This is a genomic window from Serratia sp. KG1D, from assembly GCF_037150675.1.
GTDB classification, from domain to species: Bacteria; Pseudomonadota; Gammaproteobacteria; order Enterobacterales; family Enterobacteriaceae; genus Serratia; species Serratia nematodiphila.
Window position 1 is genome coordinate 16,290 of the sequence record NZ_JBAGIH010000002.1, and the last position, 18,458, is coordinate 34,747.

18 protein-coding genes are annotated in these 18,458 nt (G+C 64.5%); 3 read left to right on the forward strand and 15 right to left on the reverse strand.

The genetic code is table 11. The annotated features are described in order from the left end of the window. Window positions 1-82 precede the first annotated feature (82 nt). Genes WFM45_RS11830 through WFM45_RS11855 form a run of 6 tightly spaced genes read right to left on the reverse strand, consistent with a single transcriptional unit; the run spans window position 83 to window position 7,287 of the window. Window positions 83-1,195: an alkylhydroperoxidase domain protein gene (locus WFM45_RS11830; protein WP_336955764.1), complete on the reverse strand. Its 1,113-nt coding sequence runs from the start codon at window positions 1,193-1,195 to the stop codon at window positions 83-85. Then, the gene (locus WFM45_RS11835; protein ID WP_015378423.1) at window positions 1,192-2,235 is read right to left on the reverse strand and encodes a putative FMN-dependent luciferase-like monooxygenase; all 1,044 of its coding nucleotides are present in this window, start codon (window positions 2,233-2,235) and stop codon (window positions 1,192-1,194) included. The genes WFM45_RS11830 and WFM45_RS11835 overlap by 4 nt, the downstream gene beginning before the upstream one ends. After that, window positions 2,232-3,890, reverse strand: a complete 1,659-nt coding sequence (locus WFM45_RS11840) for an ABC transporter ATP-binding protein (RefSeq protein ID WP_336955767.1) — start codon at window positions 3,888-3,890, stop codon at window positions 2,232-2,234. Before WFM45_RS11840 ends, WFM45_RS11835 begins: the two co-directional genes overlap by 4 nt. Next, a complete protein-coding gene (locus WFM45_RS11845; protein WP_004940835.1) occupies window positions 3,887-4,777 on the reverse strand; it encodes an ABC transporter permease in 891 nt (296 codons plus the stop codon). The genes WFM45_RS11840 and WFM45_RS11845 overlap by 4 nt, the downstream gene beginning before the upstream one ends. Next, window positions 4,774-5,718 (reverse strand): ABC transporter permease, encoded by a 945-nt coding sequence (locus WFM45_RS11850; RefSeq protein WP_336955770.1) that lies wholly within the window; start codon window positions 5,716-5,718, stop codon window positions 4,774-4,776. The genes WFM45_RS11845 and WFM45_RS11850 overlap by 4 nt, the downstream gene beginning before the upstream one ends. Before the next feature lie 9 nt (window positions 5,719-5,727). Continuing rightward, on the reverse strand, window positions 5,728-7,287 hold the full coding sequence (locus WFM45_RS11855; RefSeq protein WP_336956279.1) for a TIGR04028 family ABC transporter substrate-binding protein: 1,560 nt from the start codon (window positions 7,285-7,287) through the stop codon (window positions 5,728-5,730). A gap of 241 nt (window positions 7,288-7,528) precedes the next feature. Here WFM45_RS11855 and WFM45_RS11860 point away from each other — a divergent pair, with 241 nt between their 5' ends. Continuing rightward, complete coding sequence (locus WFM45_RS11860) at window positions 7,529-7,771, forward strand: hypothetical protein (protein ID WP_004940831.1); 243 nt, start codon at window positions 7,529-7,531, stop codon at window positions 7,769-7,771. 13 nt (window positions 7,772-7,784) lie between these two features. Here the strand turns inward: WFM45_RS11860 and WFM45_RS11865 are convergent, their stop codons facing one another. Then, window positions 7,785-8,414 carry a hypothetical protein gene (locus WFM45_RS11865; protein WP_085336811.1) on the reverse strand — a complete coding sequence of 210 codons (630 nt, stop codon included), beginning with the start codon at window positions 8,412-8,414 and terminating at the stop codon, window positions 7,785-7,787. A gap of 86 nt (window positions 8,415-8,500) precedes the next feature. On the opposite strand from WFM45_RS11865, the gene WFM45_RS11870 reads away from it, so the two are divergent. Continuing rightward, window positions 8,501-9,436: a LysR family transcriptional regulator gene (locus tag WFM45_RS11870; RefSeq protein ID WP_085336750.1), complete on the forward strand. Its 936-nt coding sequence runs from the start codon at window positions 8,501-8,503 to the stop codon at window positions 9,434-9,436. On the opposite strand, the gene alkB is transcribed toward WFM45_RS11870, so the two are convergent. Continuing rightward, window positions 9,419-10,066 carry a DNA oxidative demethylase AlkB gene (gene alkB, locus WFM45_RS11875; RefSeq protein WP_085336751.1) on the reverse strand — a complete coding sequence of 216 codons (648 nt, stop codon included), beginning with the start codon at window positions 10,064-10,066 and terminating at the stop codon, window positions 9,419-9,421. The genes WFM45_RS11870 and alkB overlap by 18 nt on opposite strands. A gap of 139 nt (window positions 10,067-10,205) precedes the next feature. Here alkB and rarD point away from each other — a divergent pair, with 139 nt between their 5' ends. Beyond that, window positions 10,206-11,084 (forward strand): EamA family transporter RarD, encoded by an 879-nt coding sequence (rarD, locus tag WFM45_RS11880; protein WP_085336752.1) that lies wholly within the window; start codon window positions 10,206-10,208, stop codon window positions 11,082-11,084. 1 nt (window position 11,085) lies between these two features. On the opposite strand, the gene dhbA is transcribed toward rarD, so the two are convergent. The 7 genes from dhbA to citX form a co-directional block, all read right to left on the reverse strand. Next, the gene (gene dhbA / locus WFM45_RS11885; protein ID WP_031300685.1) at window positions 11,086-11,844 is read right to left on the reverse strand and encodes a 2,3-dihydro-2,3-dihydroxybenzoate dehydrogenase; all 759 of its coding nucleotides are present in this window, start codon (window positions 11,842-11,844) and stop codon (window positions 11,086-11,088) included. Window positions 11,845-11,944: 100 nt separating this feature from the next. After that, a complete protein-coding gene (locus WFM45_RS11890; protein ID WP_082996619.1) occupies window positions 11,945-13,135 on the reverse strand; it encodes an isochorismate synthase in 1,191 nt (396 codons plus the stop codon). A 189-nt stretch (window positions 13,136-13,324) separates the two neighbouring features. Further along, the gene (locus WFM45_RS11895; protein ID WP_336955778.1) at window positions 13,325-14,017 is read right to left on the reverse strand and encodes a 4'-phosphopantetheinyl transferase family protein; all 693 of its coding nucleotides are present in this window, start codon (window positions 14,015-14,017) and stop codon (window positions 13,325-13,327) included. Window positions 14,018-14,179: 162 nt separating this feature from the next. Further along, window positions 14,180-15,409 (reverse strand): bifunctional glucose-1-phosphatase/inositol phosphatase, encoded by a 1,230-nt coding sequence (gene agp, locus WFM45_RS11900; RefSeq protein WP_085336754.1) that lies wholly within the window; start codon window positions 15,407-15,409, stop codon window positions 14,180-14,182. A gap of 146 nt (window positions 15,410-15,555) precedes the next feature. Beyond that, entirely contained in the window at window positions 15,556-17,019 is a 1,464-nt protein-coding gene (locus tag WFM45_RS11905; RefSeq protein ID WP_016927089.1) for an anion permease, read from the reverse strand. Between the two features lie 25 nt (window positions 17,020-17,044). Then, on the reverse strand, window positions 17,045-17,929 hold the full coding sequence (gene citG, locus WFM45_RS11910) for a triphosphoribosyl-dephospho-CoA synthase CitG (RefSeq protein WP_085336755.1): 885 nt from the start codon (window positions 17,927-17,929) through the stop codon (window positions 17,045-17,047). Further along, a complete protein-coding gene (citX, locus tag WFM45_RS11915) occupies window positions 17,910-18,458 on the reverse strand; it encodes a citrate lyase holo-[acyl-carrier protein] synthase (protein ID WP_019452467.1) in 549 nt (182 codons plus the stop codon). Before citX ends, citG begins: the two co-directional genes overlap by 20 nt.

The following is an 18,458-nucleotide window of genomic DNA, read 5'->3' on the forward strand; positions in this document are numbered from 1 at the left end:
CCCTGCCGAAAGCGCCGACGCCAGATGTCCGGCGGATCCCGGGCGGCAGCCGACAATGCCGCCGCCTGAAAGAGGGCAGAGATCAGAGATAAGGTTCGCCCAGCGTCAACATCAACCGGTTGGCCCAGGCGAAAAACGCCGTCGCCTGCACCAAATCCAACAGCGCCAGCTCATCCAGGCCCTGAGCGCGCAACGCCGCCAGTTGCCCGGCGTCAGCCTGCGGCGGCGTGGCGGATAGCGCGGCGGCAAAGGTTATCTGCGCTTGCCAGGCGTCATCCTGCCCCTGGCTCAACGCGCCGCCCGGCGCCACCGCCAGCAACCGATCTATCTCGGCTTCGCGCTTCGACAGCTGCGCCGCCTTGCGCGCATGCACCGAGGCGCAGTAGATGCAGCCGTTCACCTTGCTGGCGACCGTCGCCGCCAACTCGCGATCCTGCCGCGACAGCCCGCCGGGGGTATAAAAAATCGCCCGGTCCGCCAGCGTGCGTTGTTCCAGCACCGGATGGTTGCGCGCCAACAGGCGGAAGTAATCGGAATCGGCGTGGCCAAACCGCTCTAGCAACGCCCGGCCGGCGTCATCGAATTCCGCCAACGGCTTGGCGGCGATCCACGGCTCCCACCCCAGTTCTTGCCGGGTAAACGCCGGCGGCGCGTGACGGCCGCCTCGCGTCGCGCTCTCCGTTCGCCAGCGGCCGGCCGTTACCGGCTGATGCGCCGCAACGTCGTCCGTCTTGCCGCCCAACAACCGGTAGCCCCGCAGCAAGCGGCTTTGGAAACTGACAAAGGCGATTAACTGCGACAATGTGACGATGGCGTCCAGCGACCAGCCGGCCTGCCGCAGCGCCTGCAAGTGCTGGGCGTTGGCGTTGGCCGGTTGAAACGCCAAACGTTCTGCATGCGCCAACGCCGCCGGCAGCCGCTCGTCTTCCGGCGCGTCGCCCTGACGTTCCAGCAGAGCAGCGTAATGCGCGGCCAAGCGCGGCTCGCCATGCCATTCACTGATGCGCTGAGCCAACCGCAGCCGCTGCGCCAGCGGGAAATCGCCGGCGTCCGCAGGCGCAAACAGCGCCAGATAGCTGGACTGAACGGCATCGGTCGCCGCCTGCCGGGTGGCTCTGGCCTGCGCCAGCGTGGAATCCGGCGCAATCTCGGCCAGTTCGGCCAGCAGATCGACCTGGTGCGGTAATGTCGTCATAGCTTTTCCTCAACGTGATATTCATAAGCAACGGCGGGCGTGCCGCGCCGCCAGCCCAGTTCAGGGGCCACGTGGCGGGCGATAAGATCGATAGAACGCAGAATATGGGCGTGCGGCGGGTCGATGGAGTGCACCTGAAACGCCAGATCGGTGACGCGCGCCAGCGCGCTGTCCCGTTGCAGCGAGGCTATTACCTGATCTGGCGTGCCCAAGTGCACGTCGAAAGCGCGGATCAGGCCGTCGAGCGACGTATCGGCCAACCGGTGGCCGCTGGCGCGCATCCGCTCCAGCCCACGGCTCAACCCGGCCGTGGCGAAGTCGCGTGCCTGCTGGCCGTTCTCGCTGACAAACGCAGTGCGCGACCCCATGATGCGCGGCGCCACCCCTGGCGGCAGCGCCGCCAGATAAGCGTCAATGATCGGATTCTGCAGTTCGTCCAGCGGCAGGTCAGGCGCGTCCGCCGGGCGCGGCTGCGTGCGCGACAGCATCAGACCGTCACCGGCGCGGCCGGCCCGTTCGCCCCCTTCCACCGAGAACGTGGCCTGCCAGACGCGCTGCGCCAGCTGCGGCGCCGCCGGGTACAGCCGGTTGTCTTCGCCGCCCAACGCCTCTCCGCGCCAGGCGCTCAGCAACGTGCGCAAATTCTCGGCGAATGCCGTGTTGCGCTGCCCGGCGTCGAGACCGAAAGCGGCGAAAGAAGACGGCGTGCCGCCGCCGGCCACGCCCACCTCCAGTCTGCCGTCGGACAACAGATCCAGTACCGCAGTGTCTTCCGCCACCCGCAGCGCCGACTCCATCGGCAACGTGATCACCCCGGTGCCCAGCCGGATACGGCGGGTGCGTGCCGCCGCCTGCGCCAAAAACACCAGCGGTGATGGCAGACCGCCCTCATCGGCATGAAAGTGGTGCTGCGCCACCCAGGCGGTGTCGAACCCGGCTCGTTCGGCGTGCACGATCTGTTCGGTCGCCAGCCGGTAGCGCTCCTGCGCGCTGCCCTGATCCAGCAATCGGGTGAAGAAACCGAGTCTTTTTCCGCTCATATCGCCTCCTCGAATTTTGGCTGTCCGGCATGCGATGCGCGGCCGGGAATGGCGGCGATCAATTGGCGGGTGTAATCGCTCCCCGGCATGGCGAACAACTCGGCGGTGGCGCCGCCGTCTACCCGTTCACCGCGGTGCAATACCGAAACGCTGTGCGAAATCCGCCGCACCGTCGCCAGATCGTGAGAAATAAACAGGTAGGTCAGGTCCCGCTCCTGCTGCAACTCTTGCAACAAATGCAGGATCTGCGCCTGCACCGTGACGTCGAGCGCCGACGTGGCCTCATCCAATACCAATATTCGCGGTTGCAGCACCAGCGCGCGGGCAATCGCCACCCGCTGACGCTGGCCGCCGGACAGTTCGTGCGGCCTGCGGTTCAGCAAATCGGGCGGCAGCGCGACCCGTTCGAACAGCTCACGCACCCGCCGATCGCGCTCCGGTTTGCCGATCGGCGCGAAATTCAGCAGCGGTTCTTCAATCACCCGATAAAGAGTCTGTTTGGGATCGAGCGAGCCGAACGGATTCTGATAAACCAGCTGAATGCGCTGCCGAAACTGACGCAGCGCTTCGCCCCTGAGACCGATAACATTGACGCCGTCGATCAGGACCTGCCCGGCATCCGGCCGCTCGAAACCCAGCAGGCAACGCGCCAGCGTGCTTTTGCCCGACCCGGACTCTCCCACCAACGCATGGGTGGTGCCGCGCGGCACGCTGAATGACACGCGATCCAGCGCGCGGAACCCCTGGCCGCCGGACAGCCGAAAATCCTTAACCAGCGCCTGAACCACGATCGCCGGCGGCTGCCCGCTGCGTTTCGGCGGCGGCGCAACGGCGCCGCTCAATGAAGGCGCATCGGCTAACAGTTTACGGGTGTATGCGCTGGCAGGCGCGCGCAGCACCTCGGCGGTAGCCCCCTGTTCCTGCACCCGGCCGTGGCGGAACACCAGCAGCCGATCGGCGCGTTCCGCCGCCACGCCCAAATCGTGCGTCACCAGCAGCACTGCAGTGCCGAATTCGCGCCGCAGCTCGTCGATCAGATCGAGAATGCGTTTTTGCACCGTCACGTCCAGCGCGCTGCTCGGTTCGTCGGCAATGATCAACGCCGGCTGCAGCGCAATGGCGATGGCGATCAATACCCGCTGCTTCATGCCGCCGGAAAGTTGATGCGGAAACTGGCGCGCCCGCAGTTCCGGGTGCGTCAGCCCGACGCGGGTCAGCAGTTCCGTCACCCGCTGTTGTACCTGCCCGCGCGGCAACCGGCGGTGAATATTGACGATCTCCGCCACCTGCTCGCCGATGGTTTTTACCGGGTTGAGCGAGCTGGCGGGATCTTGCGGGATCAGGCTGATTTGCGCCCCTCTCACCGCATCCAGCCGCCGCGATGACCAGCCGGCGATATCGGTGCCGTGCAGCCGGATGGCGCCCTGTTCAAGGTGGCCGTTGTCGGCCAGCAAGCCGATGATCGCCTGCGCCGTGGTGGTTTTGCCGGAACCGGATTCGCCAACCAGCGCCACCACTTCCCCCGGCTCAATCGTGAACGACACCTCATGCACCACCCTTCGCCTGCCTTCGTTGCCCTGATAGGCTATGGAAACCTTGTCCAGCGCCAGTACCGGCGGCCGCGCCGCCTGTTGCCATGCCGCTTGCATGCTCATCGCGCTTTTCCTCCCAGCGAACGGCTGATGCGGTTAGCCGCCAACACCACCGCCACCACCACCATGCCCGGGAAGGTGGTCAGCCACCAGGCGGTGGAAATGTAGTTGCGCCCTTCGGCGATCAGCAGCCCCCATTCCGGGGTTGGCGGCGGAGTGCCGTAACCGAGGAAGCTCAGGGTGGCGATCGCCAGGATCGCACTGCCGAACTGCAGCGCCGAGAAGGCGATCACCGAAGTCAGCGAGTTCGGCAGGATATGCCGCCACAGCACCGCCCAAAAGCTGCCGCCGCTGCCGTAAGCCGCTTCAACGTAATCGCTGTGCCGCACTCGCACCACTTCCGCCCGTGCCAGACGGGCAAAGTTGGCAACCGAAGTGACGCCCACGGCGATAGCGGCGTTGACCGTACCGAAACCAAGCAGGATGATAATGCTCAGCGACAGCAGCAGGCCGGGGATCGACAGCAGCACATCGACGACGCGCATCACCGCGTCGTCCGCCACGCCGCCCAACGCGCCGGCGATCAGGCCGAGCGCGGTGCCGAACACCAACCCCAGCGCCACCGCCACTACCGCGCCGGCCAGGGTTTGCGACGCGCCGTACACCATGCGCGCATACAGATCGCGTCCCAGTTGATCGGTGCCAAGCCAATGCTCACCGCCGGGCGCCAGTCGCTGCGCGCCGGCAATGCCTTCGGTGCCGCTGTAGGCGGTAAACAGCTGCGGCGCCAACGCCCACAGCACCACCAGCGCAATGACCGCCCAGGCCAGCAAAAGCGTCAGAGGGACACGGCGGCGGCTCGAACGACTGGCGGGCAGCGCGCCTTCACTTTCAGCGCCGGACAGATCGCGCTCCGGAACCGTGGCTTTTTCAAAGGAGATACTGCTCATAGGGATGCTCCTGCCTGGGTTTTCAGCCGCGGATCCAGCAGCGGGAACAGCAGATCCACCAGCAAGTTGATGATGACGAAAGCGGCGGCCGAGATCAGCACTATCGCCTGCAGCACCGCCACGTCCTGATTGACCACCGCTTGCTGGGTCAATTGCCCCAGGCCGCTGCGGCCAAACACGGTTTCGGTGATCAGCGCCCCGGCGATCAGTTCGCCGAACAGCATGCCGGCGATGGTCAGCGCCGGCAGCATGGCGTTACGCGCCACATGCCGCCACAGCACCCCGCTGCGGCTGGCGCCCTTGGCCCGCGCCACCGCGACGAACGGCTGGGTTTGCACCGCATCGATGCTGCGGATCAGAATTTGCGCCAGCGGCGCGGAGATCGGCAGCGCCAGCGTCGCGATCGGCAAAATCACCCCCAGCCACTCGCCGGGGTTAATGATCGGGATCAGCTTCAGGCGGAACGAAAAGAGCTGAATCAGCACAATGCCCAGCCAGAAGGTGGGCACTGAAACGAACAGCGACGGCAGCATCTGCAGCGCCGAACGCAACCAGCCGAAGCCGGTCAGGTTGGAAACAAAAGCGATAATCAGCGCCAGCAGCAACGCCACCGCAAAGCCCAGCACCGCCAACTGCAGCGTGGCGGGCAGATTAGCCGCCAGCAGCGCGGTAACCGGCACCCCAGCCTGCATTGAGAAGCCCAGATCGCCATGCAGCACGCTGCCCAGAGTATGCAGATACTGCCGCCACAGGGGGACATCCGCGCCATAGGCCGCGCGCATGTCGGCGATCTGCGCCGGACTCAGCCCCATGTCCGGGTTCTGGAATTTGATCAGGATCGCATCGCCCGGCAGCACCTGCAGCAGGATGAACGACAGGGTAAAGGCCGCCCACAGCACCAATGCCGCCTGCCCGATGCGCCCCGCCAGATATCGCTTCATTGCGCCCCCTTAATGTTTCTCTAACCAGGCGCCGTAGAAGCTCGGGCGACCGACCGCTTCGAAACTCACCCCCTTCAAATAAGGCGCACCAGCGAACACCTGCGGCTCCTCAAAAAACGGGATCACGTAGGCTTGGTCAATCAGGTAGTTTTGCGCCTCGCCGGCGATCTGCAGGCGTTGTTGCGCATCAACCTCGGAGGCAATGCCGAGCAGCAGGGCATTCAGCTTGTCATCGCTAAAGTTGCTGTTGCTGCTGGTGCCGCCCTTCTGCAGCAGCCCGTCGCGGTTGGTTGGGTAAAACTGACTTTTAATCACGTCCGGATCGGCGCGCCCCACCTCCACCACCGTCGCCGGGGTTTTCTGTGGGTCGAGATTATCCGCCACCCGGCTGCCGGCGTCGCCCGCCAGAATGTTCAGCCGCGCGCCGACTTTCCCCCACTGCTGAGAAACCAGCTGCAACACCGCCTTGTTCTGCGGCTGCGGCAACGATTCATACACCGTCAGCACCAGCTTCTTGCCGTCCTTTTCCCGCAGCCCGTCGCCGCCCTTTTTCCAACCCGCTTCATCCAACAGCCGGTTGGCCTGCTGCGGGTCAAATTTCAGCTTGTCGGACAGATCGATAAAGCCGGCGGCCGAGGAGGCGATCACCGATTTGGCCTGCGGGTAGTTGGCGGAGAACAGCGTATCGACGATCTGCTTGCTGTCGGTGGCATGCAGCAGCGCTTGACGCACGCGCAGATCGGCCACCAGCGGGTTATCCGGCCGGAAAGCGATGCTGTCGTTGACGCCGCGCGTCGGTGCGGCATAAATGATAAAGCCCTGATCCTGCGTTTGCTTCTCGTCATAGGCCTGGATCTGGCGGATAAAATCCGCCTGCCCGGCCTGCAGCGCACCGATGCGCACGCTGTCCTCGCCGGTGACGATCACCTTGATGCCGTCCAGATTGGCTCGCCCTTGTTGGGGCGATTTGACCGGCCCCCAGTCATAATCCTTACGGGCGCTAAGCTCGACCTCACGCCCCAGCGTTTCGCCGCTGACCACAAACGGACCGGAACCGATGATATGGCGCGCATCGCCCAGTTCGTCGTAGCTGCGGTTCAGCGTGCTGAGCGATACCAACCCGGAGCCGATAGTGGCGGTGCCCTGCAGGAAACCCGGCGACGATCGCGTGAAATGGAATTTAACCGTCAGCGGATCCACCACTTCACTGCGCTGGTAGTTATTGATCACCTCAGAAACCGGCAGGCGTTTCTCCTTGTTGCCCAGCCCGTAGGTGTCGAAGTTCTTCGCCACCGCGTTGGCGTCCAGTGGCGTGCCGTCGGAGAAAGTCACGCCGGGGCGCAGCTTGAAAGTGTATTCGGTTTTGTCGGCGTTGCTGCTCCAGGACTCGGCGATCCAGGGTTCAATCTCCAGCGTCTTGGGGTTCTGGTAAGTCAGCTTGTCGGTGATCTGATTGAGAATACCGCCGTTGGGGTAAAACCCGCCGGAAGGCGGATAAAGATTGGTGTGCGCCTGTTGTTCGAGGTAGATCAGCGTGCCGCCCTGCACCGCCGCCAACGCCGGGCTCATCGCCGCCGCCCCTCCTAACGCCACCGCTATTCCACCGGTTAATACCTTGAAAGAAAACTTAAACATTAGTGCCGCACCCATATTATTTCTGAAAGTTATGGGTTAGATAACAAACCAAATCGGCGGGGAATTGAACGAACTAATTTCGCTAACCAATGGTGTAAATCGCACAAGACGCGTCGCTTGGCGGCGAATGCAATCTGTTATAAAGTATCAAAACCTCAGCCAAAGGAAGACGACGATGAAAATCCAGCTGTCGCTGTTGTTTCTCAGCCTGCTGGCCGGCAAGGCCGCAGCGTTTCAGTCGAAAGTGCCCGAACCGCGCCCGGAGCAGGCGCGGGTGGCGGAACAAAACATCGAAAATCTGTTTTACGGCTTTCACGCCATGGACGCCCAGCCGGTGAGCATCGGCAGCTGCGCGGCGGTGCCGGTAGCGGGATGCCAATGCGCATTCTGCACCCAGCTGCGGCAGGCCGGGCGCTGAGCCGCCCCCTTATTCAACCCAGCTCATATTGCACGTTCAATTGCCCTTTCTTCATCTTTAGGCCGGTAATCGCGATCGCGCCCACCTCGCCAAGCGCGGCGACATGGGTGCCGCCACAGCCGTAGGCGGGCAACTCGCCGAAGCCGACCTGGCGCAGGCCGTCCACCACCTGCTGGCGGCGCGGCAGATCGGCGGCGATCAAACGCATCAGCTCCGCCTGCAAAAAGTCCACTTCTATCGTCTGCGCATCCGATCCCGGCGCGAAAGTGATGCGCCCTTCCCCCGGCCAATGATGCGCCTTGACCGGCCGCCAGCCCCGGGTTTCGCCCAACCAGCCGATCAGATGCCCAGCGGAGTGCCAGCGGGCGTGCAGCCGACGCTGCGCTTCATCGATTTGCATCGTAACCGGCCCGTTCGGCAGCGGCGCGGCGGTAAAGTGCACCACGGTATCCCCCTGCTGCTGCACCCGCAGCACGGTAACGCCGCCTAACGACCCCACATCGGAAGGCTGGCCGCCGCCCTGCGGGTGGAACAGCGTGGCGTCCAGTTCCACGGCGTAAGCGCCCGCCTCGGCCGGCGCACAGCTCAACACCCGCGCCTGGCCCTGTAAATCGTCGCTGTAGTAATAACGTCGCTCGGTCATCATTTTTTCTCCTCGGTTCGGAGAGCCATTATATTCATGCCATAATCGGAGGATAATCCGCCGCCATCACAATGGACTTTTGCGTCATGAGCACAAATCTTTCTTACGCGCTGTTGGCCGAAATGGCCGTTTTCGTTCAGGTGGTAGAGAGCGGCAGCTTTTCCGCCGCCGCCCGCAAACTGGGCGCTTCGCCTTCCGCCGTCAGCCGCAGCGTGGCGAAGCTCGAACAGGCGTTGACGCTGCAGCTGCTGCACCGCACCACCCGCAAACTGCGGCTGAGCGAAAGCGGCGAAGAGGTGTTTGCGCACTGCCGCACCCTGCTGGCGGCGGCCGACGCGGTGATGGCGATCGGCGGGCGCGGCGCCGCGGAGCCCGAAGGACTGGTCAGCGTCAGCGTACCCAAAGCGGTGGGCCGCTTCGTGCTGCATCCGCACATGCCGGAGTTCCTGCGCCGCTACCCGAAGGTGGACGTGCGGCTGCGGCTGGAAGATCGTTATATGGATCTGATCGACGACCGCGTCGATCTGGCGCTGCGCATTACCGATCGCCCGTCGCCGGGATTGATCGGCCGCCAGTTGATGAGAATAGACCACCTGCTGTGCGCCACGCCGCACTATCTGGCGCAGCACGGCGCGCCGCAGCACCCGCACGATCTGGCGGCGCACAGCTGCATCTATCTGGGGGAAACGCCGAGCGACGCGCAATGGAAATTCCGCCGCAGCGGCAAAACGGTGACGGTCAACGTGCGCGGCCGCTACGCCGCCAACCACACCGGCGTGCGGCTGGACGCGGTGAAACGGCATATCGGCATCGGCAGCCTGCCGTACTTTACCGCCCGCCAGGCGCTCGACGACGGCGAGATCGTGCAGGTGTTGCCGGAATGGGATTTCCTCAGCAGCTATCACGGCGGCCTGTGGTTGCTCTACGCGCCCAACCAGTATCTGCCGCCCAAACTGCGGGTGTTTATCGACTATCTCGTCGCCTGCCTGGCGCAGGAGCCGCAGTTAAAGCGCCTTGCGTAGCGTGATGTTGATGCGGTGCGGCCCCACCAGCGAGTGGCAGCCTTCCTTGACCGGCAGGATGCCGTGAAAACAGAGCCGAGATGGGCCGCCCCACACCACCACATCGCCGTGCGCCAGCGGAATGCGCCGCGCCCGGTCGCTGCGCTGCAGGCCGCCGAACTGAAACACCGCCGGCAGCCCGAGCGACACCGAGACGATCGGCGCGCCGAAGTCGTGTTCGTCTTTATCCTGATGCAGCGACAGCTTGCTGCCCGGATCGTAACGGTTCATCAGGCAGGAATCCGGCACGAAGGGGCCGAAGCCCGCCTGCTGCGCAGCTTCGTCCGCCAGCGCCATCAGGATCGGCGGAATGGCCGGCCAGCGTTTGCCGCTGCGCGCGTCGCGTTCCGAATAGCGGTAGCCCCGGCTGTCGCTGGTCCAGCCGTTGCCGCACCAGCTCATCGCCACCGACATCACGTGCCCGCCGGGGGTGGTCAAATGCCGCCACGGCACCTGGGCCACCACGCCCTGCACCGCCGCCAGCAGTGCCGGCCCGTGATCGCGCACGAAGCCGTGCATCACCACCGCGCCGGGGGCGATCTCTTCGCGCCACGGCGGCGGCAGCGCGTCTTCAAAAAGATCGATTGTCATCGCCAAAACCTGTATGAATACACAGTATCCATTGTAACCCGCCGCCGCCGATTGTCCAGCGCCCGGCGGCGCCATTGTTGTTGGCGGCAAATTTCTCTACAGTAGCCGCCATAAAATCAATCACTCACCAGGAATGCGTGTGATTAAGGGCATCACTCTTTCAGTCGTCGCCTCCATCTTGTTCGGCGCGATGTATTACTTCACCTCTACCCTCACCCCGCTGAACGGCGAGCAGGTCTACGGCTGGCGCACGCTGCTGACGCTGCCGTTCCTGACGCTGTTCATGGCGCTGTCCGGCGATTGGCGCAAGGTGGGCGACACGCTGGCCTGGAACGGCCAACGGCCGCCGCGTCTGCTGGGCCTGCTGCTCACCTCGGCGCTGCTGGGGGTGCAGCTGTGGCTGTTCCTGTGGGCGCCGCTGCACGGCAAGGCGCTCGACGTATCGCTCGGCTATTTTCTGCTGCCGCTGACGATGGTGCTGGTGGGCCGTTTGATTTACCGCGATCGGCTGTCGCTGCTGCAAAAACTGGCGGTGGCATGCGCCATGGTGGGGGTGGGCAATGAGCTGTATCAGGCGGGTGGCGTGTCGTGGCCGACGCTGGTGGTGGCGCTGGGTTATCCGCTCTACTTTATTTTGCGGCGGCGTTTCGGCACCGACAATCTCGGCGGGCTGTGGTGCGAGCTGGCGCTGATGCTGCCGGCTGCGGCCTGGTTCGCCTTCGGCGACGGTGGCGCCGCGGCGCTGCCGATCAATACCGAGCTGTATTGGCGCATTCCGCTGCTCGGCGTCATCAGCGCCGTGGCATTGGTGTGCTACATCCTCGCCAGCCGCCTGCTGCCGTTCAGCCTGTTCGGCCTGCTGAGCTATGTGGAACCGGTGCTGCTGGTGATCGTCGCGCTGCTGCTCGGCGAGAACATCAGCCAAAGCGAATGGCCAACCTATCTGGCGATCTGGCTGGCGGTGCTGCTGCTGGCGGCGGAAGGCGCGCAACACCTGCTGCGCCGCCAGCGGGTCTGACTCAGGCGGCCAGCGTGGCGCCGCCGTCGATCACGATATCCTGCATGGTGATGTGGCTGGCCAAGTCGGAGGCCAGGAACAATACCGCGTTGGCGATCTCGTCCGGGCGGGCGATTTTACCCAGCGGGATCCCCAGTTTGAACAGCTCGGGGAAGCCGGCGATGGTGCGTTGCTGCGCATCGTCGGTCTGCCACATGCCGCGCTGCATCGGCGTGTCGGTCGAGCCCGGCGACACCAGATTGCAGCGCACGCCGAACGGCGCCATCTCCAGCCCCACGCAGTGGTTCAGGCTGGTCAGCGCCGCCTTGGAGGCGCAGTAGGCCGCCATCTGCGCGCGCGGCACGTGCGCGGCGTTGGAGCCGATGCTGACGATCGCGCCGCTGCGCTGCGCCTTGAAGTGCGGCAGCACGGCGCGGAACAGGTAAAACGCCCCCGAGGCGTTGACGTTGATGCACTGGTGCCAGTCATCCACGCTCAGATCTTCAGTATTGCCCATGCGCAGAATGCCGGCGGCATTGACCAACACGTCCAGTCGCGGGTTTTCCGCCAGCTGTTGGCGGCACACCGCCTCCACCTGCTCCGGCCGGCTGATGTCCAGCGTCACGCAAGGGTAAGGCAGATCCGGGTTGGCGAACTCGCGGTCAAACCCCACCACCTCGGCGCCCTGCGTCAAAAAATGCCGGGCGATCTGCTCGCCGATGCCGCGCGCCGCGCCGGTCACCCACACGCGTTTGCCGGTGAAATCCATCTGAATGCTCATGCGCGCACCGCCATCCGGGCGCACAGCCGGGTCATGTTGTTGTTCATCGTTGTCTCCTGCGAAAAGCATGTGATGCGGCGCGCTGCGCCGCACAGTGGCCCTACAGCGCGCCGCTGTTCAGGCCGAAAGCGTTGAGCATGGTGCCCAGTTTGGCGGCGGTTTCCATCCACTCGGACTGCGGCGTCGAGGCGGCGACGATGCCCGCGCCGGCGAACAGACGCACCCGGTTGCCGCGCAGCAGGCCGCTGCGGATGACGATCGCCCACTCGCCGTCGCCGTTGGCGTCGCACCAGCCGACGATGCCGCTGAACAGGCCGCGATCGTGCGGTTCCAGATCGGCGATCAATTGGCGGGCGCTCTCAGTCGGGAAGCCGCACAGCGCCGGCGTCGGATGCAGCAGGCAGGCCAGTTGCATCACGTTGAGCGCGGGGTTCAGCAACTCGCCGCGAATGCGGGTGGACAGGTGCCACATGGTGCCGGTGCTGAGCAGCGACGGGCCGCTCGGTACGCTCAGGCTGGCGCACAGCGGCGCCAGGCGCCGACGAATGTCGTCGATCACCAGTTTGTGTTCGTATTTGTCTTTGGTCGAGCGCATCAGGCGCTCGCTGCCGAGGCGATCCTGCCGCGCATCGTCCTGACGGCGCGCCGACCCCGCCAGCGGATTGGTGTGGATTTCGCCGCCCTGCTTGCGGATCAGCAGCTCCGGGCTGGCGCCGAGCAGCACGCCGCCATCGGCCAGCGGCAGGGAGAAGTGGTATCCGGTCGGGTTCTGCACCATCAGGTTATTGAGGATTTGGTGACCCGCCACCGGCTGCTCCAGCTCGATGTCGAGGATGCGCGACAGCACCGCCTTGTCCAGCTTGCCTTGTTTGAAGCGGCTGACCGCTTCCGCCACCGCGTGCTTGAAGCGCGGCTCGTCCGGAATGCTGGTGCAGGCGGCCAGGCGATGCGGCTGTTGCAGCATCGGGCGCGCGGCGCGGGTAAAGCTGTCGTTGGCGACAAACTGGCAGTTTTCAGGCACGTACAGGCTGGAAGGCCGGCGCGTATCGAACGGAATGGCGCCCACCACCACCGGTACCGCCTGGCCGGCGGCTTTGGCGCGCGCCAACGTCTGGCGGATATGCTGCGCGAGCGCGCTGTCTTCCTGCTCGCCGCCGAACGCCGGCGTCTCAATGCGCTCGAACACGCCGCTGGCGGAGAGGGAACGGAATTCGGACCGGTACAAAAAGGTCGATTGTTCGGCGTACGCAAACCCGGGGAAGGTTTGGTTTTCTGTCGTCAGTGTCGCCACAAGACCACTCCTTTGTTGCGCCTCACCAATGATAATGTTTATGCGAATAGTTATCATTAGCTGTAAAGGGATGGTAAATTACACCGGTTCCCCACCGTGGGTCAATCTCCGATGAATGAATCTTTCCGCCCGCTGCGTCAAATTCGCGTTACGGCACGAAAAGAAATAACACATTGTTATTATTGAATTTTAGAAAAAAATAAAGGTCGTGACGTCGTCACCTTCACGCCAAAAATGCCCGCTGAACCGGCGCCCGGCGGGGCAATGCGGCGTCAATGTCTTAAGCAGCTCTAATACGAACGTCTGCCGCTGCACATCCACGGCCGTCATGCGCGCATCAAGAAAATCGAAGTAACAACGCACCTGCGGATACAGCGCCTTAAACAGGCTCTCTTTGGCGGAAAACGTCAGCGTCAGCAGCGCGTTGAACGGCAGCGTTTCGCCCAGCAACGCCTCGCGCTCCGCCGGTGAAACGATCGCCCCCCACAGCTCCTCAGCTCGCTCCACGGACAGCAACGTCTCCACGTCCAGCCCAACGCCGCCCAGCCCGCTCTCGCGGTGCACGGCGCACAGCGCGGTATGCGAATTATGGCTCAACGCCCCGGCAATGCCCGGCGGCCACTGCGGCGCGCGGTCTTCGCCGCGCGCCAGGGTGAAATCGGCGAAACCGAGTGGCGCCAGCAGCTGGCGCGCCAGAACACGCCCGGCCAAATACTCCGCGCGGCGTTTCGGCACCGCGCGCGCCAGATGGTCCGGCAACGTAAAACCTGCCTCGGGATAACTCTCGTCGCGGTAATCCGCCAGCGCAAAATGGCAGCGCGCCACCTGGCCCGGATAACCGTCCGGCGTGAAAAATTCGATATTGCGGATAAAAGTGGGCAACGGCGGTATCCATGATAAGCAGGCAGGCTGATGATGTTAGCCCCCGAAACGGCCTGCAACAATGACCCTGGGCAAAATAAATGGCGTTAAGTCCCGCGCGGCGGCGCGTTGGACGAAGTGGGGAAAATGCCTCTCCCCCGCGGTCGGAAGAGAGGCTCAGTATTACAAGATGCCCTTCATGGTCTTCTCGAAATCGCTCCAGGCGCAGAAACCGTCTTTATCGATCGGGCAGCCTTTCAGCGCCAGCGTTACCCGCTGCGGCGGGGTTTGCAGCGTCAGCGGCGTCGCCTTGCGCAGCTGTTCGGTGGACTGATAGACGTACTCGATCTTCAGCAATTCACGGCTGTTCTGCGCGTCGCGCCAGCGCTGGAACACCAGTTTGCCGCCGATCGGCGTTTTCTCGTACTGCTGCGGCAGCTGATACGGCTGGAACTGCATGGCCGACAGCAACGAGGCGATATTGGAATCGTGGCCGACCAGCACCGTCAGCTTCGGCGCGTCCGGTTTACGCTCGCCGAGCAACGCGTTGTTGATGTAGGTCAGCAGCGGCTTGGCGACGTTTTGCGCCACCACCGGCGAGGTGAACAGCGAATCCTGATAGCCGTCTTTCAACTGCGCCAGCTGCTTCCACTGATGCGGGGTAGCGATTTTGCCCCAGGCCACCTCTTTCATCGGGAAACCTTCGTAGTACTGCAGCATAAAGGCGTCCACCAGCGAGTTGCCCACCCGCAGCGGGCCGGAGACGCCCGGCTCTTTGCCCGGCACCGCGCTCATCACGCTGGCTTCTTTGGTCAGATCGCAGTGTTTGTCGGTCTTGCAGGCGGCGGAATCCTTGTAGTCGATGAGCTTCGCCAGCTGTTGGTAAGAGGCGTCCAGCTTCAGCGATCCCAGCGCGGCGTTCATCGCCGCCAGCGCCTGCTGGTTGAAGGCTTCGCTGGTGTCGGTGATGATCGGGTTGAAAGTCGGATCCATCTCGCCCATCTTGTCCTGATGGTGCACGCTGACGTCGCAGCCCGGGAACGCGCCGTTGCTGAAGAACTGCGCGGTGGCCACCGTGCGCTGCAGGCTGTTGGCGTAGACGTACACGCTGCCGGCGGTCGGGCAGCCCTCTTGCGGCAACAGGCCGGTCTGCTTCAGCCAGGCGTTGAAGTAGTGCCCCATGTACACTTCCAGCACCCCGCCCTTGGTGGTCAGCTGGCCGCCCGGCGTTTCCCAGGCCGGCCAGGCCTTCGGCGTGGACTGCGCCAGCACGCTGCCGTTGTTGGCCAGCGGCGCGCGCAGGTTATGGCGGCTCATCACCAGCACCTGTTCCAGTTGATAACCGCCGGCTTCCGCCAGCGCGTTCCCGGTGAATAACAAGGGCAGGCACAGCAATAACGTTTTTTTTCTCATCCGCAGAGGCTCCCGGAAAATGATTATTTTTAAGGTGTTAGCGTTTGCCTGAGTATGATGGCGGGGTTAGTGTGACAAGTGTGTGACAGGGTTCACGGGAAAAGATCGTACCAGCGGCCACCGGGCGGCGGCCGCTGTGCGTCAACTCAGTACCACAGGCTCATGATCGGCCAGCCGATCAGCAGCAGCGCGGCGATGTACACCACGCCGAGAATGCCGCCCAGGCGCCAGTAGTCTTTCGATTTCACGTAGCCGCAGCCGTAGATGATCACCCCCGGCCCGGTGGCGTACGGCGTCAGCACGCCCATGATGCCGATCGACAGCACCAGCAGCATCGACAGCTGCTCCATCGGCACGCCCGGCAACCCTTTGCCGACCGCCAGGATCACCGGCAGCATGGTGGCGGTGTGCGCCGACAGGCTGGCGAACAGATAGTGGGCGAAGTAGAACACCAGCACCAGCGCCACCACCGTCATGTTCGGCGAGAAGCCGTCCAGGTGGGTGCTCATGGTCTGGGCGAACCAGTCGATAAAGCCGGAGCGCGTCAGGCCGTTGGCCATCACCACCAGCGTCGCCAGGTTAACCAGCGTATTCCAGGCGCTGGAATATTTGGTGATCTCTTTCCACGACACCACGTGCAGCGCCAGCATCAGCGACACCGCCAACAGGCACACCGCGGTGGCGTCCAGCACCTTGCCGCCGAACACCCACAGGCACAGGCTGAGCAGCACCAGGCCGATCAGGGTGTACTCCTTGCGCGTCAGCTTGCCCATTTCCCCCAGCGCGGTATTCGCCCAGGCGGCCACTTCGCTGCTGTGGGTCACGCCCGGCTTGTACAGATAGTAGGAGATCAGCGGCGCGATGATCAGCAGCAGCAGGCCGACCGGCAGGAACGCCAGGAACCACTGCATCCAGCTGATGTGCACCCCGGCTATCTTGCCGACGAACTCGATGCCCAGCACGTTCGGCGCGGCGCCGGTGACGAACATCGAGGAGCTGATGCTGGTGCCGACCACCATCATCCACATCAGGTAACCGCCGATGCGGCGCGAAGAGGGATCGTTAGGGAAGGAATCGAACAGCGGCGGCAGGTTTTTCACCACCGGGAACACCGTGCCGCCGGTGCGCGCGGTGTTGGACGGCGTGAACGGCGCCAGCAGGATATCGATGATCACCACCGCATAGCCCAGCGTCAGCGTACGCTTGCCCATGAATTTCACCAGGAACAGCGCGATGCGCCGCCCCAGCCCGGTGGCCTCGTAGCCCAGCGCAAAAATAAAGGCGCCGAACACCAGCCAGACGGTGGTGCTGGAGAAGCCCGCCAGCCCCCATTTCAGCGCCTCTTTACCGGCCTTGAAACCCGGCTCCGCCAGTTCCTGCGCACCGAACAGCACCCAGTTGGCGCTGAGCACGCTGACAGTCACCGCGATAAAGCTGATGGCGGTGGCCGGGATCGGCTCCAGAATCATGCCGACGATCATCGCCACGAAGATGGCGAAGTAGTGCCACGCCTGCGGCGGCATGCCGTCGGGCACCGGTATCAATAACAGGATCGCGAGCACCGCCAGCGGCGCTATCGCTTTCCAGATCTTTTCCTGGGTTTGGGACATAGGGACTCTCCTGAAGGCTTGGTTATTATTCTTGGGCACCCAGCTGCGCCAGCAGCCAGGTCACTATCAACAGGTCGGCGCTGCCGCCGGGGCTGAGGTTGCGGGCGATGCAGTCGGCATCGAAGCGCCGCAGGCGCGCCAGGCCCGCCTCCCCGGCCGAACCGCCCTGCGCCAGCAGCAACGCCGCCCGGCGCCGTAGCCAGCGCAGCCCTTGCAGGCCGCCGCGCGAGGCGACGTTGGTGTCACCGTTGTGGGCCATCAGCCACAGCAGACTGTCCAGCAGCGCCCGCTGTTCGTCGCCGTCAGCGGCCAACCGTTGCCGATACAGCGGCAGCGCGCCGTCCAGCACCAGCCGAAAACCGGCCTCCGCCTCGCCGCGCGCGCCGCTGAGGCCGTAGGCAGCGAACAGCCGCTGGCCGGCGGTCTGCCCGGCGTTGTTGCGCCGCAGCTCGCGGTCCACCAGCCCCCGACACATCGCCGCCACCTCGGCGCACAGCGCCTCCGCGCCGATGGCTTGCCCTTGCTGCTGCAGGCGGCCAAAGGCGGCGCACAGCAACCCGAGTGAGAACACGCTGCCCTTGTGGGTGTTAATGCCGCCGGTGGCGCGAAACATCTGGTTTTCGCAGGCCAGGCCGAGCGGCCGCAGCCGCGCCAGCTGCTGTTCTGCCGGCAGAGCCGCGTCTTCGCGCCCGCGCTGGATAAAGCGCGGCAGCCACACGCCGATGGCGCGGGCGCTGCGGTAGAAATGCCCGAGATCCATGTCGCGGTGGGCGCCGGTGTTATGACGATCGACCAGCCCCGGCTTGGGCGTGAGGTTGACCTCCACCAGCAGCGCGCGAAAGGCGGCGCGGGCGAAGTCGCAGGCCGGTTCGGCACGGCGGGCGGGCAGGTTAATCGGCAGAGATCGCATCGTTGAACATCCTTTCCATTTCATGCAGCAGCTGCTCGCTGCTGTGCCGCCGCTGGCGGGCGCAGATCTTGGCCGGTTGGCCGCACAGCAAGCAGCGCCGTTCCGGCAGGCCGATATCGCGGCGCGACAAAATGCGCCCCTGCGTATCCAGCACGTCGATATCCCACAGCCGGCCGATCGGGCGGCTCACCTCCAGCTGCATGGCGCAGTCCTTCACCCGCTGGGCATCGGCGCGCAGCGCGACAAAACCTTCGCAGCCGGTGGAGAGCGCCAGTGCTTCGGCCTGCGGGCTGGGCCAGCCCTGTTCGGCGCACAGCCGCAGCAGCGCCGCCCAGCCGAGGTTGAAGATGCCGCGCGTCAGCGCGCTGTCCTTCACCGGGCCGGGGACGACCAGCGTCAGCACCAGCAGCGTGCACTGGTGCTGCGCCAGCCACGCCTGCTGGCGCGCCTGACGGCATTCGCGGCTGGTGAGCAGCTCCGGCAGGCTGACCGCGCGTTCGGCGGCCAGTTGGGGATCGACGGCGGCCAT